This window comes from Pseudoclavibacter sp. VKM Ac-2888, from assembly GCF_015351285.1.
Classification (GTDB): domain Bacteria; phylum Actinomycetota; class Actinomycetes; order Actinomycetales; family Microbacteriaceae; genus Pseudoclavibacter.
The window spans coordinates 57660-73523 of sequence record NZ_JADKSM010000002.1; the positions used below are offsets into that span (position 1 = coordinate 57660).

14 protein-coding genes are annotated in these 15864 nt (G+C 70.9%); 12 read left to right on the forward strand and 2 right to left on the reverse strand.

The genetic code is table 11. The features are described 5' to 3' along the window. Positions 1–70 precede the first annotated feature (70 nt). The 10 genes from ITJ61_RS15730 (at position 71) to ITJ61_RS15775 (ending at position 12424) form a co-directional block, all read left to right on the forward strand. On the forward strand, positions 71–1039 hold the full coding sequence (locus tag ITJ61_RS15730) for an AAA family ATPase (RefSeq protein WP_181057772.1): 969 nt from the start codon (positions 71–73) through the stop codon (positions 1037–1039). Further along, entirely contained in the window at positions 1039–2268 is a 1230-nt protein-coding gene (locus tag ITJ61_RS15735; RefSeq protein ID WP_104240604.1) for a DUF58 domain-containing protein, read from the forward strand. The genes ITJ61_RS15730 and ITJ61_RS15735 overlap by 1 nt, the downstream gene beginning before the upstream one ends. Positions 2269–2447: 179 nt before the next feature. Further along, on the forward strand, positions 2448–4745 hold the full coding sequence (locus ITJ61_RS15740) for a transglutaminaseTgpA domain-containing protein (RefSeq protein ID WP_194686803.1): 2298 nt from the start codon (positions 2448–2450) through the stop codon (positions 4743–4745). Then, positions 4681–5469: an FHA domain-containing protein gene (locus ITJ61_RS15745; protein ID WP_146081313.1), complete on the forward strand. Its 789-nt coding sequence runs from the start codon at positions 4681–4683 to the stop codon at positions 5467–5469. The genes ITJ61_RS15740 and ITJ61_RS15745 overlap by 65 nt, the downstream gene beginning before the upstream one ends. Before the next feature lie 208 nt (positions 5470–5677). Next, complete coding sequence (leuC, locus tag ITJ61_RS15750; RefSeq protein ID WP_194686804.1) at positions 5678–7174, forward strand: 3-isopropylmalate dehydratase large subunit; 1497 nt, start codon at positions 5678–5680, stop codon at positions 7172–7174. Then, positions 7174–7803 (forward strand): 3-isopropylmalate dehydratase small subunit, encoded by a 630-nt coding sequence (leuD, locus tag ITJ61_RS15755; protein WP_104240608.1) that lies wholly within the window; start codon positions 7174–7176, stop codon positions 7801–7803. Before leuC ends, leuD begins: the two co-directional genes overlap by 1 nt. Beyond that, the gene (murA, locus tag ITJ61_RS15760) at positions 7800–9170 is read left to right on the forward strand and encodes a UDP-N-acetylglucosamine 1-carboxyvinyltransferase (RefSeq protein WP_104240609.1); all 1371 of its coding nucleotides are present in this window, start codon (positions 7800–7802) and stop codon (positions 9168–9170) included. Before leuD ends, murA begins: the two co-directional genes overlap by 4 nt. 2 nt (positions 9171–9172) lie before the next feature. After that, positions 9173–9961, forward strand: coding sequence for a lysophospholipid acyltransferase family protein (locus tag ITJ61_RS15765; RefSeq protein ID WP_258063059.1), 789 nt, complete (start codon positions 9173–9175; stop codon positions 9959–9961). Then, positions 9958–10965, forward strand: coding sequence for an NAD(P)H-dependent glycerol-3-phosphate dehydrogenase (locus ITJ61_RS15770; protein WP_194686805.1), 1008 nt, complete (start codon positions 9958–9960; stop codon positions 10963–10965). The genes ITJ61_RS15765 and ITJ61_RS15770 overlap by 4 nt, the downstream gene beginning before the upstream one ends. Positions 10966–11221: 256 nt before the next feature. Continuing rightward, the gene (locus ITJ61_RS15775) at positions 11222–12424 is read left to right on the forward strand and encodes a D-alanine--D-alanine ligase family protein (protein ID WP_104240611.1); all 1203 of its coding nucleotides are present in this window, start codon (positions 11222–11224) and stop codon (positions 12422–12424) included. A gap of 79 nt (positions 12425–12503) precedes the next feature. On the opposite strand, the gene ITJ61_RS15780 is transcribed toward ITJ61_RS15775, so the two are convergent. Then, on the reverse strand, positions 12504–12995 hold the full coding sequence (locus ITJ61_RS15780) for a DUF3515 domain-containing protein (RefSeq protein ID WP_104240612.1): 492 nt from the start codon (positions 12993–12995) through the stop codon (positions 12504–12506). Between the two features lie 24 nt (positions 12996–13019). On the opposite strand from ITJ61_RS15780, the gene thiL reads away from it, so the two are divergent. After that, a complete protein-coding gene (gene thiL, locus ITJ61_RS15785; RefSeq protein WP_323744393.1) occupies positions 13020–14153 on the forward strand; it encodes a thiamine-phosphate kinase in 1134 nt (377 codons plus the stop codon). Here thiL and rsmD read toward each other — a convergent pair. Further along, positions 14102–14713 carry a 16S rRNA (guanine(966)-N(2))-methyltransferase RsmD gene (gene rsmD, locus ITJ61_RS15790; RefSeq protein ID WP_104341567.1) on the reverse strand — a complete coding sequence of 204 codons (612 nt, stop codon included), beginning with the start codon at positions 14711–14713 and terminating at the stop codon, positions 14102–14104. The genes thiL and rsmD overlap by 52 nt on opposite strands. A gap of 106 nt (positions 14714–14819) precedes the next feature. On the opposite strand from rsmD, the gene ITJ61_RS15795 reads away from it, so the two are divergent. Beyond that, entirely contained in the window at positions 14820–15863 is a 1044-nt protein-coding gene (locus tag ITJ61_RS15795; protein ID WP_104341566.1) for an AAA family ATPase, read from the forward strand. Position 15864: the final 1 nt, after the last annotated feature.

A 15864-nucleotide genomic window follows, 5' to 3' on the forward strand; every position in this document is an offset into this window, starting at 1 on the left:
CAACGATGTCGGTGGTCGAGCAGACAATCGAGAGAACCGGCGCGCACGAGCGTCGCGAAGAGGAGCCAGCATGACCGTGACCGAAGAGCAGGCCGCCTGGTTCAAGGACGCCTTCGAGCGCCTGACGACCAACATCGAGCAGGCGGTCGTCGGCAAGCGACACGTCGTCGAGCTCACGCTCACGACCCTCTTCAGCCAGGGCCACCTCCTCCTCGAGGACGTGCCTGGCACCGGCAAGACGGTGCTCGCCAAGGCGCTCGCGAAGACCATCGACGGCAGCAACAGCCGTGTGCAGTTCACCCCCGACCTGCTGCCCTCCGACGTCACGGGCGTCACGATCTTCGATCAGGGCACGCGCGCCTTCGAGTTCCACCCCGGCCCGATCTTCGCCTCGATCGTGCTCGCCGACGAGATCAACCGCGCCTCGCCGAAGACCCAGTCCGCCCTCCTCGAGGTCATGGAGGAGGGGCGGGTCACGGTCGACGGCACCCCGCATCCCGTTCCCGTGCCGTTCCTCGTCATCGCCACGCAGAACCCCGTCGAGCAGGCGGGCACCTACAAGCTCCCTGAGGCCCAGCTCGACCGCTTCCTCATGAAGACGTCCCTCGGCTACCCCGACCACGCGAGCACCGTGCGGCTGCTCATGGATGCGGGCAACCGGCAGCGCGCCGACAGCGTGCCCGCCATCCTCCACGCCGAGAACGTCGTCGTCATGCAGGAGCTCGCCGCCGAGGTGCACGTCGACGAGTCGATCATGGCGTACGTCTCGGAGATCGTCACCGCCACGCGCGCCGACCGCGACGTGCTCGTCGGCGTCTCCGTCCGCGGCGCGCTCGCGCTCGCGCGCGCCGTCAAGGCCTGGGCGCTCGCACACGGTCGCCGCTACGTCGTGCCCGACGATGTGCGCGACCTCGCGCACCCCGTGCTCGCGCACCGGCTCATCCTCGACCCCGAGGCGGAGTTCTCCGGCACGACCCCGGATCAGGTCATCGACCGCTGCCTCATCGAGGTCGAGCCTCCCCAGCACCGAGCCGCCTGATGACCGAGGGGCACGTCTCCACCGAAGCTGAGGCCGAGTCTGCCGAGCGCGACCGCCTCACGATCGGCGACGCCATCAGGTGCGTCACGCCGCTCGGGTGGATCGTGCTCGTCGCCGGCGTCGTGCTCCTCGTCGCCGGAACCGCCTTCGGCTGGCTCGAGCTGATCGGCATCGGGGGCGTCCTCGTCGGGGTCTTCGCCGCCGCGGTGCCCTTCACGATCGGACGCGAGAGCTTCGGCGTGCAGGTCGAGCTCGAGCCCAGGCGAGTGCGCGTCGGCGACCGGGCCCTCGGCCGGCTCCAGGTCACGAACCTCGGCGAGCGCCGCGTGCTGCCCACCCGCCTCGCGCTGCCGGTCGGGCACGCGACGGCCGAGTTCAGCATCCCGCAGCTCGCGCCCGACGAGACGCACGAGGACCTCTTCGCCGTGCCGACCAGCCGCAGGGCCGTCATCGAGGCCGGACCTGCCAGGTCGCTGCGCGGCGACCCGCTCGGGCTCCTCGAGCGGTCGACCAGGTGGACCGGGGTGCTCGAGCTGTTCGTGCATCCCCGGACGGTTCGCCTCACCGCCCAGGTCGCCGGGCTGCTCCGCGACCTCGAGGGCGTGACGGGGGAGCGCATCACCGACGACGACCTCGCGTTCCACGCGCTGCGGCCCTACGAGTCCGGCGACGACCGGAGGAACATCCACTGGCGGACCAGTGCACGCACGGGTCTCCTCATGGTCCGGCAGTTCCAGGAGACGCGTCGCTCGCAGGCCAACGTGCTGCAGACCCTCGAGGCCGCCGCCTACGCCTCGGAAGACGAGTTCGAGCTCGGCGTCGAGGTGCTCGCGTCCCTCACGCAGGAGCTCATCCGCTCGGGCGTCGCCGTGAGCGCCCTCACGCAGAGCGGTCGTCTGCCCACCCGAGCGGTCTCGTCGATGCTCGACGGGAGCAGCAGGCTCGAGGCGTGGACGGCGAGCTCACCCTCCCTCCGCGATTTCATCGCGCTCAGCGTCAGGCGCCTCCCGCAGGCGAGCATCGTGTTCCTCGTCTGCGGAAGTGCCACGACGGACGCCCAGCTCGGGCAGCTGCAGTCCGTCTACGCGGCGGACGTGACCCTCGTCGTCTTCCGCTGCGCCATCGGGCACCCCGCGAGTCGCACGCGGCTGCGCGAGACCGTCGTCTGCACGGTGCCGGAGCTCGACGACCTACCGCGCCTGGTCCGCGAGACGCGGGTGCGCACGTGACGGCGGCCGCGGCAGACGGGACCCTGGACGGGGAGACCGGTCCACGGCCGGCCGAACGGGGCAGGACGCGGCCGGGCAGGACGCGGCCTGGCAGGCCACGGCCGGGCCGGGCAGGACGCGCCAAGGAGGCACGTGGACACCTCAGCCCTGGCCTGGACTCGCGGACCCTCATCGACGCCGTGGTCATCGCGGTCCTGACGCTGCTCGCCTCGCTCGGCTTCGCTCCGGCCTTCGGCGGCGCCTGGTTCCTGCTCGCGGTCGCGGGCGGCCTGATCGTCGGCATCGGATCAGCGGTCCTCGCGCGCTGGCTCGACCTGACACGGCTCAACGCCCTCCTCGTCGCCACCGCTGCCTACTTCCTGCTCGGCACCGCCTTCGCGTTGCCGCAGGCGGCCTTCGCGGGAGTGCTGCCGAGCTTCTCGACCCTCGCCGACCTCGCCCGCGCCCCGGTCTTCGCCTGGCGCGACGCCGTGACGCTCTCCACCCCGCTCCTCGCCCCCGCGTACCTCGCGGTGCTCCCGTACTTCGCGGCGGCCGTCACCTCCCTCGTCGCCATGATGCTGCTGCTGTGGGTCGCCCCGAAGCGGCCTGGGGCGATCTGGCCTCCGAGCCTCGCGCTCCTCGGCCCCCTGGCGGTCCTCGCGAGCGCCATCTTCGTCGGCACCGAGGACAGCGTCGCCGGCGTGCTGCGCGGCGGTGCCTTCGCCGTCGTCGCGCTCGTCTGGCTCAGCTGGCGCCGCGGCCTCGGCAATATCGCATCGACCGAGGCGAGGCGGGCCCTCGCGCGCTCCCGTGCGCTCGGCACCGCCGTGATCGTCCTCGTCGCCGCCGTCATCACGACCGCGGGCGGCTACGTCGCCTCCGCGACCGTCGCCGAGCAGCGCGTGGTGGCGCGCGAGCAGGTGACGCCGCCGTTCGATCCGCTCTCGCACACGAGCCCGCTCGCCGGATTCCGCGAGTACTCGAAGCTCAGACCTGACTCGACGCTGTTCGACGTGACCGGCCTCGAAGGGGGAGACCGGCTGCGCCTCGCAACGCTCGAGAGCTACTCGGGCAAGTCCTGGCAGATCGCCGACCCCGCCGCGACGCTCGCCTCGACCGGCAGCTACAACCTCTCCGGTCGAGTCGTCCCGAGCGACCCGCTGGTGACCTCATCCTCCGAGCGATCAATCGACGTCACGATCCGTGACTACTCCGACATCTGGCTGCCGAGCGTCGGCGTCCCCACCGACGTGAACCTCGCAGGCGGCAGCCTGCCGGACCGCAGCGGCGACTTCCGCTACAACGCCAGAACCGGGGGAGGGCTCATCACCTCGGGGCTCCGCGAGGGCGACAGCTACCAGGTCTCCGCGCTCGTCCAGGACCTCCCCGTCGAGGGGCAGCTCGACAATGCGGCAGTCCTCGACCTCGACTATCCCGCGATGCCGTCGCCGCCCGCCGCCCTCGTCGAGCGGATGCAGAGCTACATCGCGGGAGAGACCTCCCCGTACCTGCAGCTCAAGGCCATCGAGAACGCGCTCATCGCCGAGGGCTTCTTCAGCCACGGCACGGCGAGCGACTCCGTGCCATCGCGCGCCGGGCACGGGCTCGACCGCATGCAGGAGCTCTTCGACCTCCGCTACCTCGTGGGCGACCAGGAGCAGTACGCGTCCGCGATGGCGATCATGGCGCGCCAGCTCGGGTTCCCCGCCCGGGTGGTCATGGGCTACGCGCCGGAGCAGATCTCGGCAGACGGCACCACCGAGGTGCGCGGGTCCGATGTCACCGCCTGGGTCGAGGTGCCGTTCGAGGGCTTCGGCTGGGTCGCGTTCGACCCGACGCCGGAGCAGACCGACGTGCCCGTCAACACGACCACCGACCCGCAGTCCAAGCCGAAGGCGCAGGTCCGTCAGCCCCCGCAGACGCAGGAGAAGCCAGACGAGCTCCTCACGAGCGCCGACGAGCGACGACAGGAGGAGGAACCCGACGACGAGGAGATGTGGCCGGCTTGGGCGCTCACGCTCGGGATCTCCCTCGCGGTCCCGCTCGCGCTGTTCCTCGTCCCGCTGCTCGCCGTCGCCCTCCTCAAGCGCAGGCGGCGGAGCCGGCGGCTGCGCGAGGGCAGCCCCGACCAGCGGGCGGCGGGGGCGTGGAGCGACAGCATCGACCGCTTCGCCGAGCTCGGCTACCCGATTCCGCGCCGAGCGACCCGGGTCCAGACCGCTGGTGCCGTGCATCCCTCGCTCGTCCCGCTCGCCGACCGAAGCGACCGGGCCGTGTTCGGGGGCGACCCCGTGAGCGACGCGGACCTGGCCTCGCTGTGGGCTGACGCGGACGCCGCCGTCGCCGAGGCGAGGGGCTCCGTCGGCTTCTGGCGCCGTCTGCGTGGACGATTCACGTTCCGCCGCGCCCCGCGCCCCGTATCATGGCCCCGTGGAACATTCTGGGTTCATCGGGGTGCCGCCCGGGCTGATCGGGCAGGGCGCGATCGTGCCTGAGGCAGCGAACACGTCGGGGCGGCCCGAATGGTCGCCGCCGTCGGCAGCGAACGGCGGGGCGCAGGAAGCCCCAGCCGACGACTGGTTGCGCGCTGAGCTCGACGACGAGTACCCGCTTCCTCCGATGCCGGCGCCACGGCCGAGGCTCTCCCCGCAGCAGCCCTCGGTTCCCGACCACGCGCGAGCGGCGCATCTGCCAGCAGCGCCGTCGACGAGCGACCAGCTCGCGGTGCCGTCCGCGGCCCCCAGCGCGGCCCCGTTCGGCGGCACCCCGCAGCCGGGTCTCTCGCCCGAGTCGCCGGCCGGGCTCACCGGCGCGGCGCATGCTTCCGAGGCGAGGCTCGAGCAGCCGGGCCACGACGCCCCTGGCGCCAGCGCCGAGCAGCCTCTGCCCGAGTGGGTGGTCGTCCTCGCCGACGGCGTCAGCGTCCCCATCTACGGGCCCGTCGTCATCGGTCGAAACCCCTCACAGGATCGATTCCCCGACGCCTCCGTCTCCGCGGTCCCCGACATCACGCAGACCATGTCGAAGACGCACGCGCGCTTCTGGGCCGACGGCGAGCGCCTCTACGTCGACGACCTCAACTCCACGAACGGCGTCGCCCTCTTCCCCGGCGGGAATGCGCACGGCGCGCTCGCGGTTGAGCCTGGAGTCCCAGCGGAACTCCGCTCAGGCGACGTCGTGCAGCTGGGCGAGTACCGGCTCTCGATACGCCGGAGCTAGCTGCCGCCTCGCCTTCGCCCAGTCAGGAGCCGCATGCCCGAACGGATGCAGCTCACGGCCCAGAACCCGCTGAAAGGCGCAGTGTTAGCATGGTTCGCATGTCTGCCGGTCTGCTTCTCCTTTGCTGCCGCGACGGGGCCTAACTTCGCAGGTGCATCCCGTCGCGGTGTCGATGGCGCCTGAGCAGATGCGAGGAGACGCAAGCAACATGAAGACGGAAGACAGCACGAACGAGGCACAGTCGCAGCCGAGGACCTTGGCCCAGAAGGTCTGGGAAGACCACCTCGTGGCGAAGGGTGAATACGGCTCGCCCGACCTCATCTACATCGACCTGCACATCATGCACGAGGTCACCAGCCCGCAGGCCTTCGACGGTCTCCGAGTCGCGGGTCGGCCGGTGCGGCGCCCCGACCTCACCATCGCGACGGAAGACCACAACACGCCGACGGTCGACATCCTCAACCGCATCGCGGACACGACGAGCCGCACGCAGATCGAGACGCTGCGCCGCAACGCCAAGGAGTTCGGCATCCGGCTCCACCCCCTGGGCGACGCCGAGCAGGGCATCGTGCACGTCGTCGGGCCGCAGCTCGGGCTGACGCAGCCGGGCATCACGGTCGTCTGCGGCGACTCCCACACGTCGACGCACGGCGCCTTCGGAGCCATCGCGTTCGGCATCGGCACGAGCGAGGTCGAGCATGTGCTGGCCACGCAGACGCTTGCGATCAAGCCGTTCAAGACGATGGCCATCAACGTCGACGGCACGCTCAAGGAGGGCGTCACGGCGAAGGACATCATCCTCGCCGTCATCGCCAAGATCGGCACGGGCGGCGGAGCCGGCTACGTGCTCGAGTACCGCGGCTCGGCCATCGAGGCGCTCTCCATGGAGGGCCGCATGACCGTCTGCAACATGTCCATCGAGGCGGGCGCTCGCGCCGGCATGGTGGCCCCGGACGACAAGACCTTCGCCTACCTGGAAGGCCGCGACCACGCCCCGGTCGGCGACGACTGGGACGCTGCCGTCGACTACTGGCGGACCCTCAGGACCGACGACGACGCGAGCTTCGACGCCGAGGTCTTCATCGACGCCGACACCCTCGAGCCGTTCGTCACGTGGGGAACCAACCCGGGCCAGGGCATCTCCCTCAGCGGGGTCGTCCCGGAACCGTCCGACTTCGCGGACCCCAACGACCGCCAGGCCGCCGAGCGCGCGCTTGAGTACATGGCGCTCGATGCCGGACGACCCATGAAGAGCATCCCCGTGGACGTCGTCTTCATGGGCTCCTGCACCAACAGCCGCATCGAGGACCTCCGTGCCTTCACCTCCGTCATCCGCGGCCGCCAGAAGGCCGAGGGCGTCCGCGTCATGGTCGTGCCAGGCTCGGCACGCGTGCGCCTCGAGGCGGAAGCCGAGGGCCTCGACAAGATCATCACCGAGTTCGGCGCAGAATGGCGCTTCGCCGGCTGCTCGATGTGCCTCGGTATGAACCCGGACCAGCTCGAGCCCGGGCAGCGCTGCGCGTCCACCTCCAACCGCAACTTCGAAGGCAGGCAGGGCAAGGGCGGACGCACGCACCTCGTGTCGCCCCTCGTCGCCGCTGCGACCGCGGTTCGGGGTACGCTCTCCAGTCCGTCTGATCTCGACGAGCCCGCCGCGCCCGCCGCGAGCACCGACACCCGAACGCCGCAGGAGGTGGCCGTCTGATGGAGAAGATCACCCGCATCGAGGGAGCCGCCGTGCCGCTGCGCCGCTCCAACGTCGACACCGACCAGATCCTGCCCGCCGTCTACCTCAAGCGCGTCACGAAGACGGGCTACGAGGACGCGCTGTTCAACGGCTGGCGGCAGGACCCTGACTTCGTGCTCAACCGGCCCGAGTACCAGGACGACCCGCGCATCCTGCTCGTCGGACCGGACTTCGGAACCGGCTCCTCCCGGGAGCACGCCGTGTGGGCGCTCAAGGACTACGGCTTCCGCGCCGTCATCGGATCCCGCTTCGGCGACATCTTCCTCGGCAACGCCGGCAAGCAAGGACTGCTTGTCGCCACGCTGGCCGAGCACCTCGTAGAACAGCTCTGGGACGCCGCCGAGGCGGCCCCGGGTGCGACTGCGGTCGTTGATCTCACCACGAACACCGTTACTGTCGGAGACATGACGGCGACGTTCGAGATCGACGACTACACGAGATGGCGTCTGCTCGAGGGGCTCGACGACATCTCGTTGACGTTGCGTGACGAACACGCGATCTCCACCTTTGAGTCACGCCGAGAGGCGTGGCGTCCGCGGACTCTTCCGATCCGCAGGTCCACCACCGCAGGGAGTGCAACTCAGTGAACACGATCACCAACGACTCGGCTCGCGCCGGCGCATCAGTCGGTCTGACCGGCGACACCATCGTCTTCAACGGCGGACGCCCGCTCTCGGGTCGCATCGAGGTGCGTGGCGCGAAGAACCTCGTCACCAAGGCCATGGTCGCGGCGCTGCTCGGCGAGGAGGTCAGCGTCCTCCGCGACGTGCCGGACATCTCCGACGTGCGCGTCGTCGCCGGTCTCCTCACGCTGCACGGCGTGAAGATCGACCGCAACGAGGTCTCCGGCGACCTTCGCCTCGACCCGACGAACGTCGAGACGGCCCACATGGCCGAGATCAACGCGCACGCCGGCTCCAGCCGCATCCCGATCCTCTTCTGCGGCCCGCTGCTGCACCGCCTCGGCGAGGCCTTTATCCCCGACCTCGGCGGCTGCCGCATCGGCGACCGGCCCATCGACTTCCACCTCGAGGTGCTCCGCAACTTCGGTGCCGTCATCGAGAAGCTCCCGAGCGGCATCCGCATGAGCGCCCCCGAGGGCCTCCACGGTGCCAAGGTCACGCTCCCGTACCCCTCGGTGGGCGCCACCGAGCAGGTCCTGCTCACCGCCGTCCGCGCGGACGGCCGCACGGAGCTGCGCAACGCGGCCATCGAGCCCGAGATCATGGACCTCATCAACATCCTGCAGAAGATGGGCGCCATCATCTCGGTGGATGCCGACCGCGTCATCCGCATCGAGGGTGTCGAGCGTCTCGGCGGCTACAGCCACAAGGCGCTCTTCGACCGCAACGAGGCAGCCAGCTGGGCCTCCGCGGCACTCGTCACGCACGGCGACATCTTCGTCGGCGGCGCCAAGCAGCCCGAGATGCTCACGTTCCTCAACGTGTTCCGCAAGGCAGGCGGAGCGTTCGAGATCCACGACGACGGCATCCGCTTCTACCACCCGGGCGGCGAGCTGCGCCCCGTCGTCATCGAGACCGACGTGCACCCCGGCTTCATGACCGACTGGCAGCAGCCGCTCGTCGTCGCCCTGACGCAGGCGCACGGCGTCTCGATCGTGCACGAGACGGTGTACGAGCAGCGCTTCGGCTTCGTCGACGCGCTCGTCGAGATGGGCAGCGACATCCAGCTGCACCGCGAGTGCCTCGGCAGCCAGGAGTGCCGCTTCGGCCAGCGCAACTTCCAGCACTCGGCCGTGATCTCCGGCCCGACGAAGCTCAAGGCCGCCGACATCGAGGTCCCCGACCTCCGCGGCGGCTTCAGCCACCTCATCGCGGCGCTCGCGGCAGAGGGCACCTCGCGGGTCTCGAACGTCGGCATCATCGCGCGCGGCTACGAGAACTTCATCGCGAAGCTCGAGACCCTCGGAGCCGACTTCACGGTTGAGGCGTAGGAGTGTCCGCCGGGAAGCGCGGATCGCCTGAGAAGACCAAGCCCTCGATCTTCTGGTTCCTCGCGGCGATCGCCTTTCCGCTGAGCTGGCCGATCATGCGCTGGGAGATCAAGGGCACGCTGCCGGAGCGGGGCGCGTTCATCGTCGCCCCGAACCACACCAGCGAGGTCGATCCGCTCCTCATGGGGATGGCCGTGTGGAAGCTCGGCCGCGCGCCGCGCTTCATGGCCGCCGACCGGCTCTTCCGCGTCAAGGGACTCGGCTGGATCCTCCGCAAGAGCGGGCAGATCCCCGTCTCGCGCGACGCGCGCGGCGCCAACCAGGCCGCGATCGCGTCCGCCCAGCAGCTCGCGAGGCTCGGGCAGGGTGTCATCATCTACCCGGAGGGCACCCTCACCCGCGAGCCGAACCTGTGGCCGATGCGCGGCAAGAACGGCGCGGCGAGGGTCGCGCTGAGCGCCGACATCCCCGTCTACCCGACCGCGATCTGGGGTGCGCAGAACATCCTGCCGCGGTACGCGAAGAAGCCGACGCTCGGATGGCGGACGAAGATCACGGTGCACGTCGGCGAACCGGTGAGCCTCACGGAGTTCACCGGACGTATGCACAGCGCGAGCGCCATGAAGGGCGCCACGGAGCTCGTCATGCACGACGTGACCCGTCTCCTCGAGGGCATCAGAGGTGAAGAGGCTCCGGCTGAGCTGTACGACCCCGCGAAGCACGGCCAGAGCGAGCACGGCAAGTTCCCCCAGGACCGGGGCGGCTCGTCCCGAGAGGCGGGGGGAGCGTGAGCTCGGCGCAGCGTGCCGTCGTCCTCGGCAGCGGCAGCTGGGGCACGACCTTCGCGAAGGTGCTCGCGGATGCGGGCCACGACGTGACCCTCTGGGCGCGCCGAACCGAGGTCGCGAACGAGATCAACGAGTCGCACCGGAACACGGGCTACCTCCCCGGCATCGACCTGCCGAGGAACCTGCACGCGACGCCCGACCTGGTCGAGGCGGTCCGCGGGCAGCAGTTCGTCTTCGTGTCGGTGCCGGCGCAGACCGCCCGTGAGCTCTCCGCCCAGATGGCCCCCCACATCGAGGGCGACGCGGTCGTCGTGAGCCTCATGAAGGGCGTCGAGCGGGCGAGCGGGCTTCGCATGAGCGAGGTGCTCGAGGGCGTCCTGCAAATCCCGGCCGAACGGGTGGCTGTCGCGAGCGGGCCCAACATCGCGCTCGAGATCGCGAAGGAGCAGCCCACGGCGATCGTCGTGGCATCGGCGAGCGAGGCCACCGCCGTCAGCGTCGCGAAGCTCGCGCGCAACGACTACCTCCGGTCGTTCGTCAACGTGGACGTCGTCGGCACCGAGTTCGGTGGGGTCCTCAAGAACCTCATCGCCATCGCCGTCGGCATCGTCGACGGCGTCGGCTACGGCGAGAACACGAAGGCGTCCGTGATGACGCGCGGGCTCGCCGAGATCTCCGACTTCGCCGTCGCGATGGGTGCGCAGGCGTCCACAATGATCGGCTTGGCGGGCCTGGGAGACCTCATCGCGACCTGCGAGTCGCCCCTGTCCCGCAACTTCACGGCCGGGCGCCTCCTCGGGCAGGGCTACGTCTACGACGACGTCGTCGCCCAGATGCAGCAGACCGCCGAGGGGCTTCGCTCCGTCGGCGCGATCCTCGAGCTGGCCGAGCGCCACGGCGTGGAGATGCCCATCGCGACGCAGATCGACGACGTGCTCCACGGCCGGATGAGCCCCGCCGACCTCGCCCCCCACCTCGCGACCGACGAGGGCCCGAGCGGCGAGTAGCGCCCGGTGCGGCTTGGGCGACCCCGTACCCCAGCCCACCCGCTCCCGTCGCCCAGCCCCCAGCCTCCCGCTCGCGCCTGGCCAACTTCCGTGATCAGACGGCCCGCCAGGGGCTCGGTGGACCCATCCGGGTGCGTTCGTCACGCAACCTGGACAGTCGGGCACGTGGGTTCGCGGGGCGGGTCTCGGCGGTCACGCTTGGGCGACCCCGTACCCTTGTGCGGTGAGCGAAGAGTCGCTCGTGGAAGGAAACCTCATGTCGACAGCTCAGCTGAACGCCTCCGCCAGCTCAACCCCCGCTGGGGATGCGCGGCCGCTCATCGCCGTCGTCTTCGGCGGCCGTTCGAGCGAGCACGCCATCTCGTGCGCGACGGCGAGCGGTGTCCTCGGAGCTATCGACCGTGAGAAGTACCGGGTGCTGCCCATCGGCATCACGCGCGACGGCGCCTGGGTGCTCGAGGACGACGACGCCGACAAGTTCGCGCTCGACCCCGAGAACCTGCCGGAGGTCGTCGACAACGGCACGCGCATCCACCTGCCCGATTCGGCCAAGCACCGCGAGGTGACGGTCTCGCGTGTCGAGGGCGACGCTCACGGTGCCGAAGCGGGAGCGGAGCGAACCGAGCGCACGTCGCTCGGCGAGGTCGACCTGGTGTTCCCGATCCTCCACGGCCCCTTCGGCGAGGACGGCACCGTGCAGGGCATGCTCGAGCTCGTCGGCCTGCCGTTCGTCGGCTCGTCGGTGCTCGCCGCGAGCGTCGGCATGGACAAGCACTACACGAAGATCGTGCTCAGGGACGCGGGCCTGCAGGTCGCCGACGGCGTCACGATCTCGCAGCACCAGTGGGACACGCGGGGTGCGTCGCTGGCCGCAGAGACCGTCGACCGGCTCGGGCTGCCGGTGTTCGTCAAGCCCGCCCGCGCTGGCTCGAGCGTCGGCGTCAGCAAGGTCGCCGCGCTCGACGAGTTCGCAGCCGCCATGACGACGGCCCTCGCGGAGGACGACCACGTGCTCGTCGAGGCAGCGGTCGTGGGCCGCGAGGTCGAGATCGCCGTGCTCGAGTCGCGGCCGGGGGAGCGGGCTCGCGCCTCGGTCGCCGGCGAGATCGTCATGACGAAGGCGGAGTTCTACGACTTCGAGGCGAAGTACCTCGATGATTCCGGGGTGGAGCTGCGGTGCCCCGCCGAGCTGAGCGACGAGCTGCTCGCGGAGATGGCGGAGCTCGGCGTGCGTGCCTTCGAGGCGCTCGGCGCCTCCGGCCTGGCCCGCGTCGACTTCTTCCTGACGGACGACGGGTTCGTCGTCAACGAGATCAACACGATGCCGGGATTCACGCCCATCTCGATGTTCCCGAAGTGCTGGCAGGCGAGCGGCATGAGCTACCCGCAGCTCATCACCGAGCTCATCGAGGTCGCGAGCGCGCACGCCGCAGCCCGCGAGGCGCGCCTCACGCGCTAGGAGGCCCGCCGTGCGGGAGCTGGTCGTGCTCCGGGGCACTGGGGCCGCAGTCAGCTCGGCGGCGCTCTCCGGGGTGGTGCTAGCCGAGGACGTCGTCGGCGCCGACGCAGGCACCGGTCTTCGGCAGCCTCGAGACGGCATCGTCGAGGTCGACGAGCACGGTGGTGCCCGATGCGACGTCCGAATCGACGACGACCTCGACGGCGGGTGTGCGGCCGTAGCTCGTGAACCGGTAGGTGGGCGCCTGGCTGTCGTCGACGATCCAGTCGATACCGCTCAGGCTGACGCACTGCTCGGAGGTCGGCCCCGGTGTCGGAACGCCGCAGCGGAGCAGCACGCCGGCCGGGGTGCCCCAGGCTCCCGTCGCCTGCGCGTTGGTGAGGCGCAGCTCGAGCCCGTCGACCGTCGAGGGCAGGCGGACCGAGACCTCGGCGCACTCCGGGGCGGCCGCGTCGGGAGCCGGTTCCATGGGAACGCTCGCGCTGTTGCAGGCGGTGAGCAGGACGACGGATGCGGCGGTCGCGATCACGGCGGAGCCGATGCGCGAGGCGGAGCGGAAGGTTCGAGACATTTGCTCCCAGGCTATCGTGAGCGGGTGCCTGCTCTTCCCGACGACGCCATCCGCCGAACCCCCGTTGACGTGCTCACGGTCGGCGCGTGCGGCGAGGCCGATCTGCTCCAGCGCATCCTCGCGCGGGTCCCGGCAGCCGATGACGCGGTGCTCGGGGCCGGCGATGACGCCGCGGTGCTGACGGCGGGCGATGGGCGGGTCGTCATCACGACGGATCTCATGATCGAGGGCCCCGACTTCCGCTCGGCCTGGTCGACGGCGCGCGATGTGGCGCGCAAGGCGTGCGCATCCAACCTCGCGGATGTCGCCGCGATGGGCGCTGCCCCGACGGCGATCACGGTGGCGCTCGCGCTGCCCTCCTCGACGCCGGTCTCCTGGGTCGAGGAGCTCGCGGACGGCTTCGCGGCGGCCCTCGCCGACATGGCCCCTGGCTGCGGCGTGGTCGGCGGCGACCTGTCGACGAGCGAGCAGCTGACGATCGCGATCACCGCCTTCGGCGACCTGCGCGGGGGCGACCCGGTGCGGCGATCGGGTGCCAAGGCGGGCGACGTGCTGGCGCTCAGCGGCCCCGCGGGGCGCAGCGGTGCGGGCCTCTCCCTGCTCTACTCCCTCGCGAGGGACGCGCGCGGGGAGGCGCTCGCCGAGGGAATCGAGGCCCTGCGGTCGAGGGGCGACGCCGTGCGCTCAGTCGTCGACTGGCACCTCGCGCCGACGATCGACGCCTCCCTCGGCCTCGCCGCGCGAGCTGCCGGGGCGACGGCCATGATGGATGTGTCCGACGGCCTGCTCCTCGACGCCTCGCGCCTGGCGAGGGCCAGCGGCGTCCGAGTCGAGGTCGAGACGTCGTCCCTCGCCGTCGACATCGCCGCGGTCGAGGCGGCGCTGCGAGCCGCCCTGCCCGGGGTCGGGACCGCCGAGCTGCACGCACGAGCCGTGGACCTCGTGGTGGTCGGCGGGGAGGATCACGGCCAGCTCGCCACCTTCCCGGCTGGGACTCCGCTGCCGGAGGGGTTCCGGGCGATCGGCCGCGTGCACCCGCATGAGGACGGGCCGGTTCCCCCCGTGCTCGTCGACGGCGCTGGCCGGGCCGCCCGCGGGTGGGACCCCTACGCCTGGGACTTCTCGGCCCCCGGCTCGTCGACGGGGCTCACCTCGTAGCTGAAGACGATGGTCTCGCCGTAGGGCTTCCGGCGCAGCAGCTCGAAGGACTCTGGCACCGTGGGGGCTGGCGAGCGCGACCCCCGCTCGACGACGACAACCGCTTCCGGTGCCAGGTGCGGCACCAGGGCCTCGAGCGCCCCGGTGAGCTCCGCTTCGCCGAGCTCGTACGGCGGGTCGACGAACACGAGCTCGAAGGGCTGACCTGGGGCTGTCCGCAGGAAGCTGTCGACGGAGTTCTGCGCGACGCGGGAGGCAACGGCCCGGCGACCCTGCTCTCGGGTCACGCGCGCCAGCAGCTCGGCGTTGGCGCGCAGCACGTTGGCGGCCGACTTGGACTGCTCGACGAGCACGGCGCTGGATGCACCCCGGCTGAGCGCCTCGAACGCGAGCGCGCCCGAGCCCGCGTAGAGGTCGAGCACGGCGATGCCGCCGAGGTCGAGCAGCGATTCGAGCGAGGAGAACATGGCCTCGCGGACTCGGTCGCTCGTCGGACGCGTGCCGCTCTTCGGGACGGCGAGCGAGTGGCCCTTGGCGGCTCCGGCGATGATGCGTGTCACGCTGCGATCGTAGCCGCGACTGCGTCGACCCATCCACCGCGTGGAGAAGCTGGCCGAACTTGTCGGGGGTGCGTGGAATGATGGGCACTTGAATTCGGAGGTGGCCATGGAATACGGCAACGGCGCGGAAACCGCGGCGGCGAGGGCTCTGCCCGCAGAGCCGGCTGGGCGCGAGCGCGCATCGAGCACGGCGGTCGCACTGCAGGACGGCGCGCGGCAGATCCGCGAGAGCGTCGCATCGGTCATCTCAGGCAAAGACGAGCAGGTGCACCTCGCGGTCGTCGTGCTCCTCGCCGGCGGTCACCTCCTGGTGGAGGATGTCCCCGGGGTCGGCAAGACGGTCCTCGCCAAGACGCTGGCGGCGGCCATGGACTCGAGCGTGAGCCGCATCCAGTTCACGCCGGACCTCCTGCCCTCGGATGTCACGGGCGTCGCGATCTACGACCAGGTCGAGCGGCGCTTCGAGTTCCAGCAGGGCCCGGTGTTCGCGAACGTCGTCATCGGCGATGAGATCAACCGCGCCTCCCCGAAGACGCAGTCGGCGCTGCTGGAGTGCATGGAGGAGGGGCAGGTCACGGTCGACGGCGTCACGCACCGACTGCCAGTGCCCTTCACCGTCTTCGCGACCCAGAACCCCTCCGAGATGGAGGGCACGTACGCGCTGCCGGAGGCGCAGCGCGACCGTTTCATGGCGCGCATGTCGATGGGGTACCCGGAGCGCGACGACGAGCTCGCGATGGTCGACCGGCGCGACTCGAGCGACCCCTTGTCGAGCGTCCGCGCCTCGCTCAGCGCGAGCGACGTCTCCAGCATGATCGAGCAGACCGCGCGCATCTACGTCGCGCCCGCCATCAAGCAGTACATCGTCGACCTCGCCCGTGCCACCCGCGAGCACGCCGACGTCCGTGTCGGCGTGAGCCCGCGCGCGACCCTGCACCTCGTGCGTGCCTCGAGGGCGGCCGCCGCGGTCGCCGGTCGCGACTTCGTGGTGCCGGACGACGTCTCGAAGCTCGTCGGCCCGGTCTTCGCGCACCGGCTCGTGCTCAGTGCCCGCGGCTCTCGGGGAACGGCGGCGTCGGCGTCGGCCGCCCGCATCATCGACCAGATCTGCCAGCAGATCGCCGTCCCAACGAGCGCGGCGACCGCGTAGC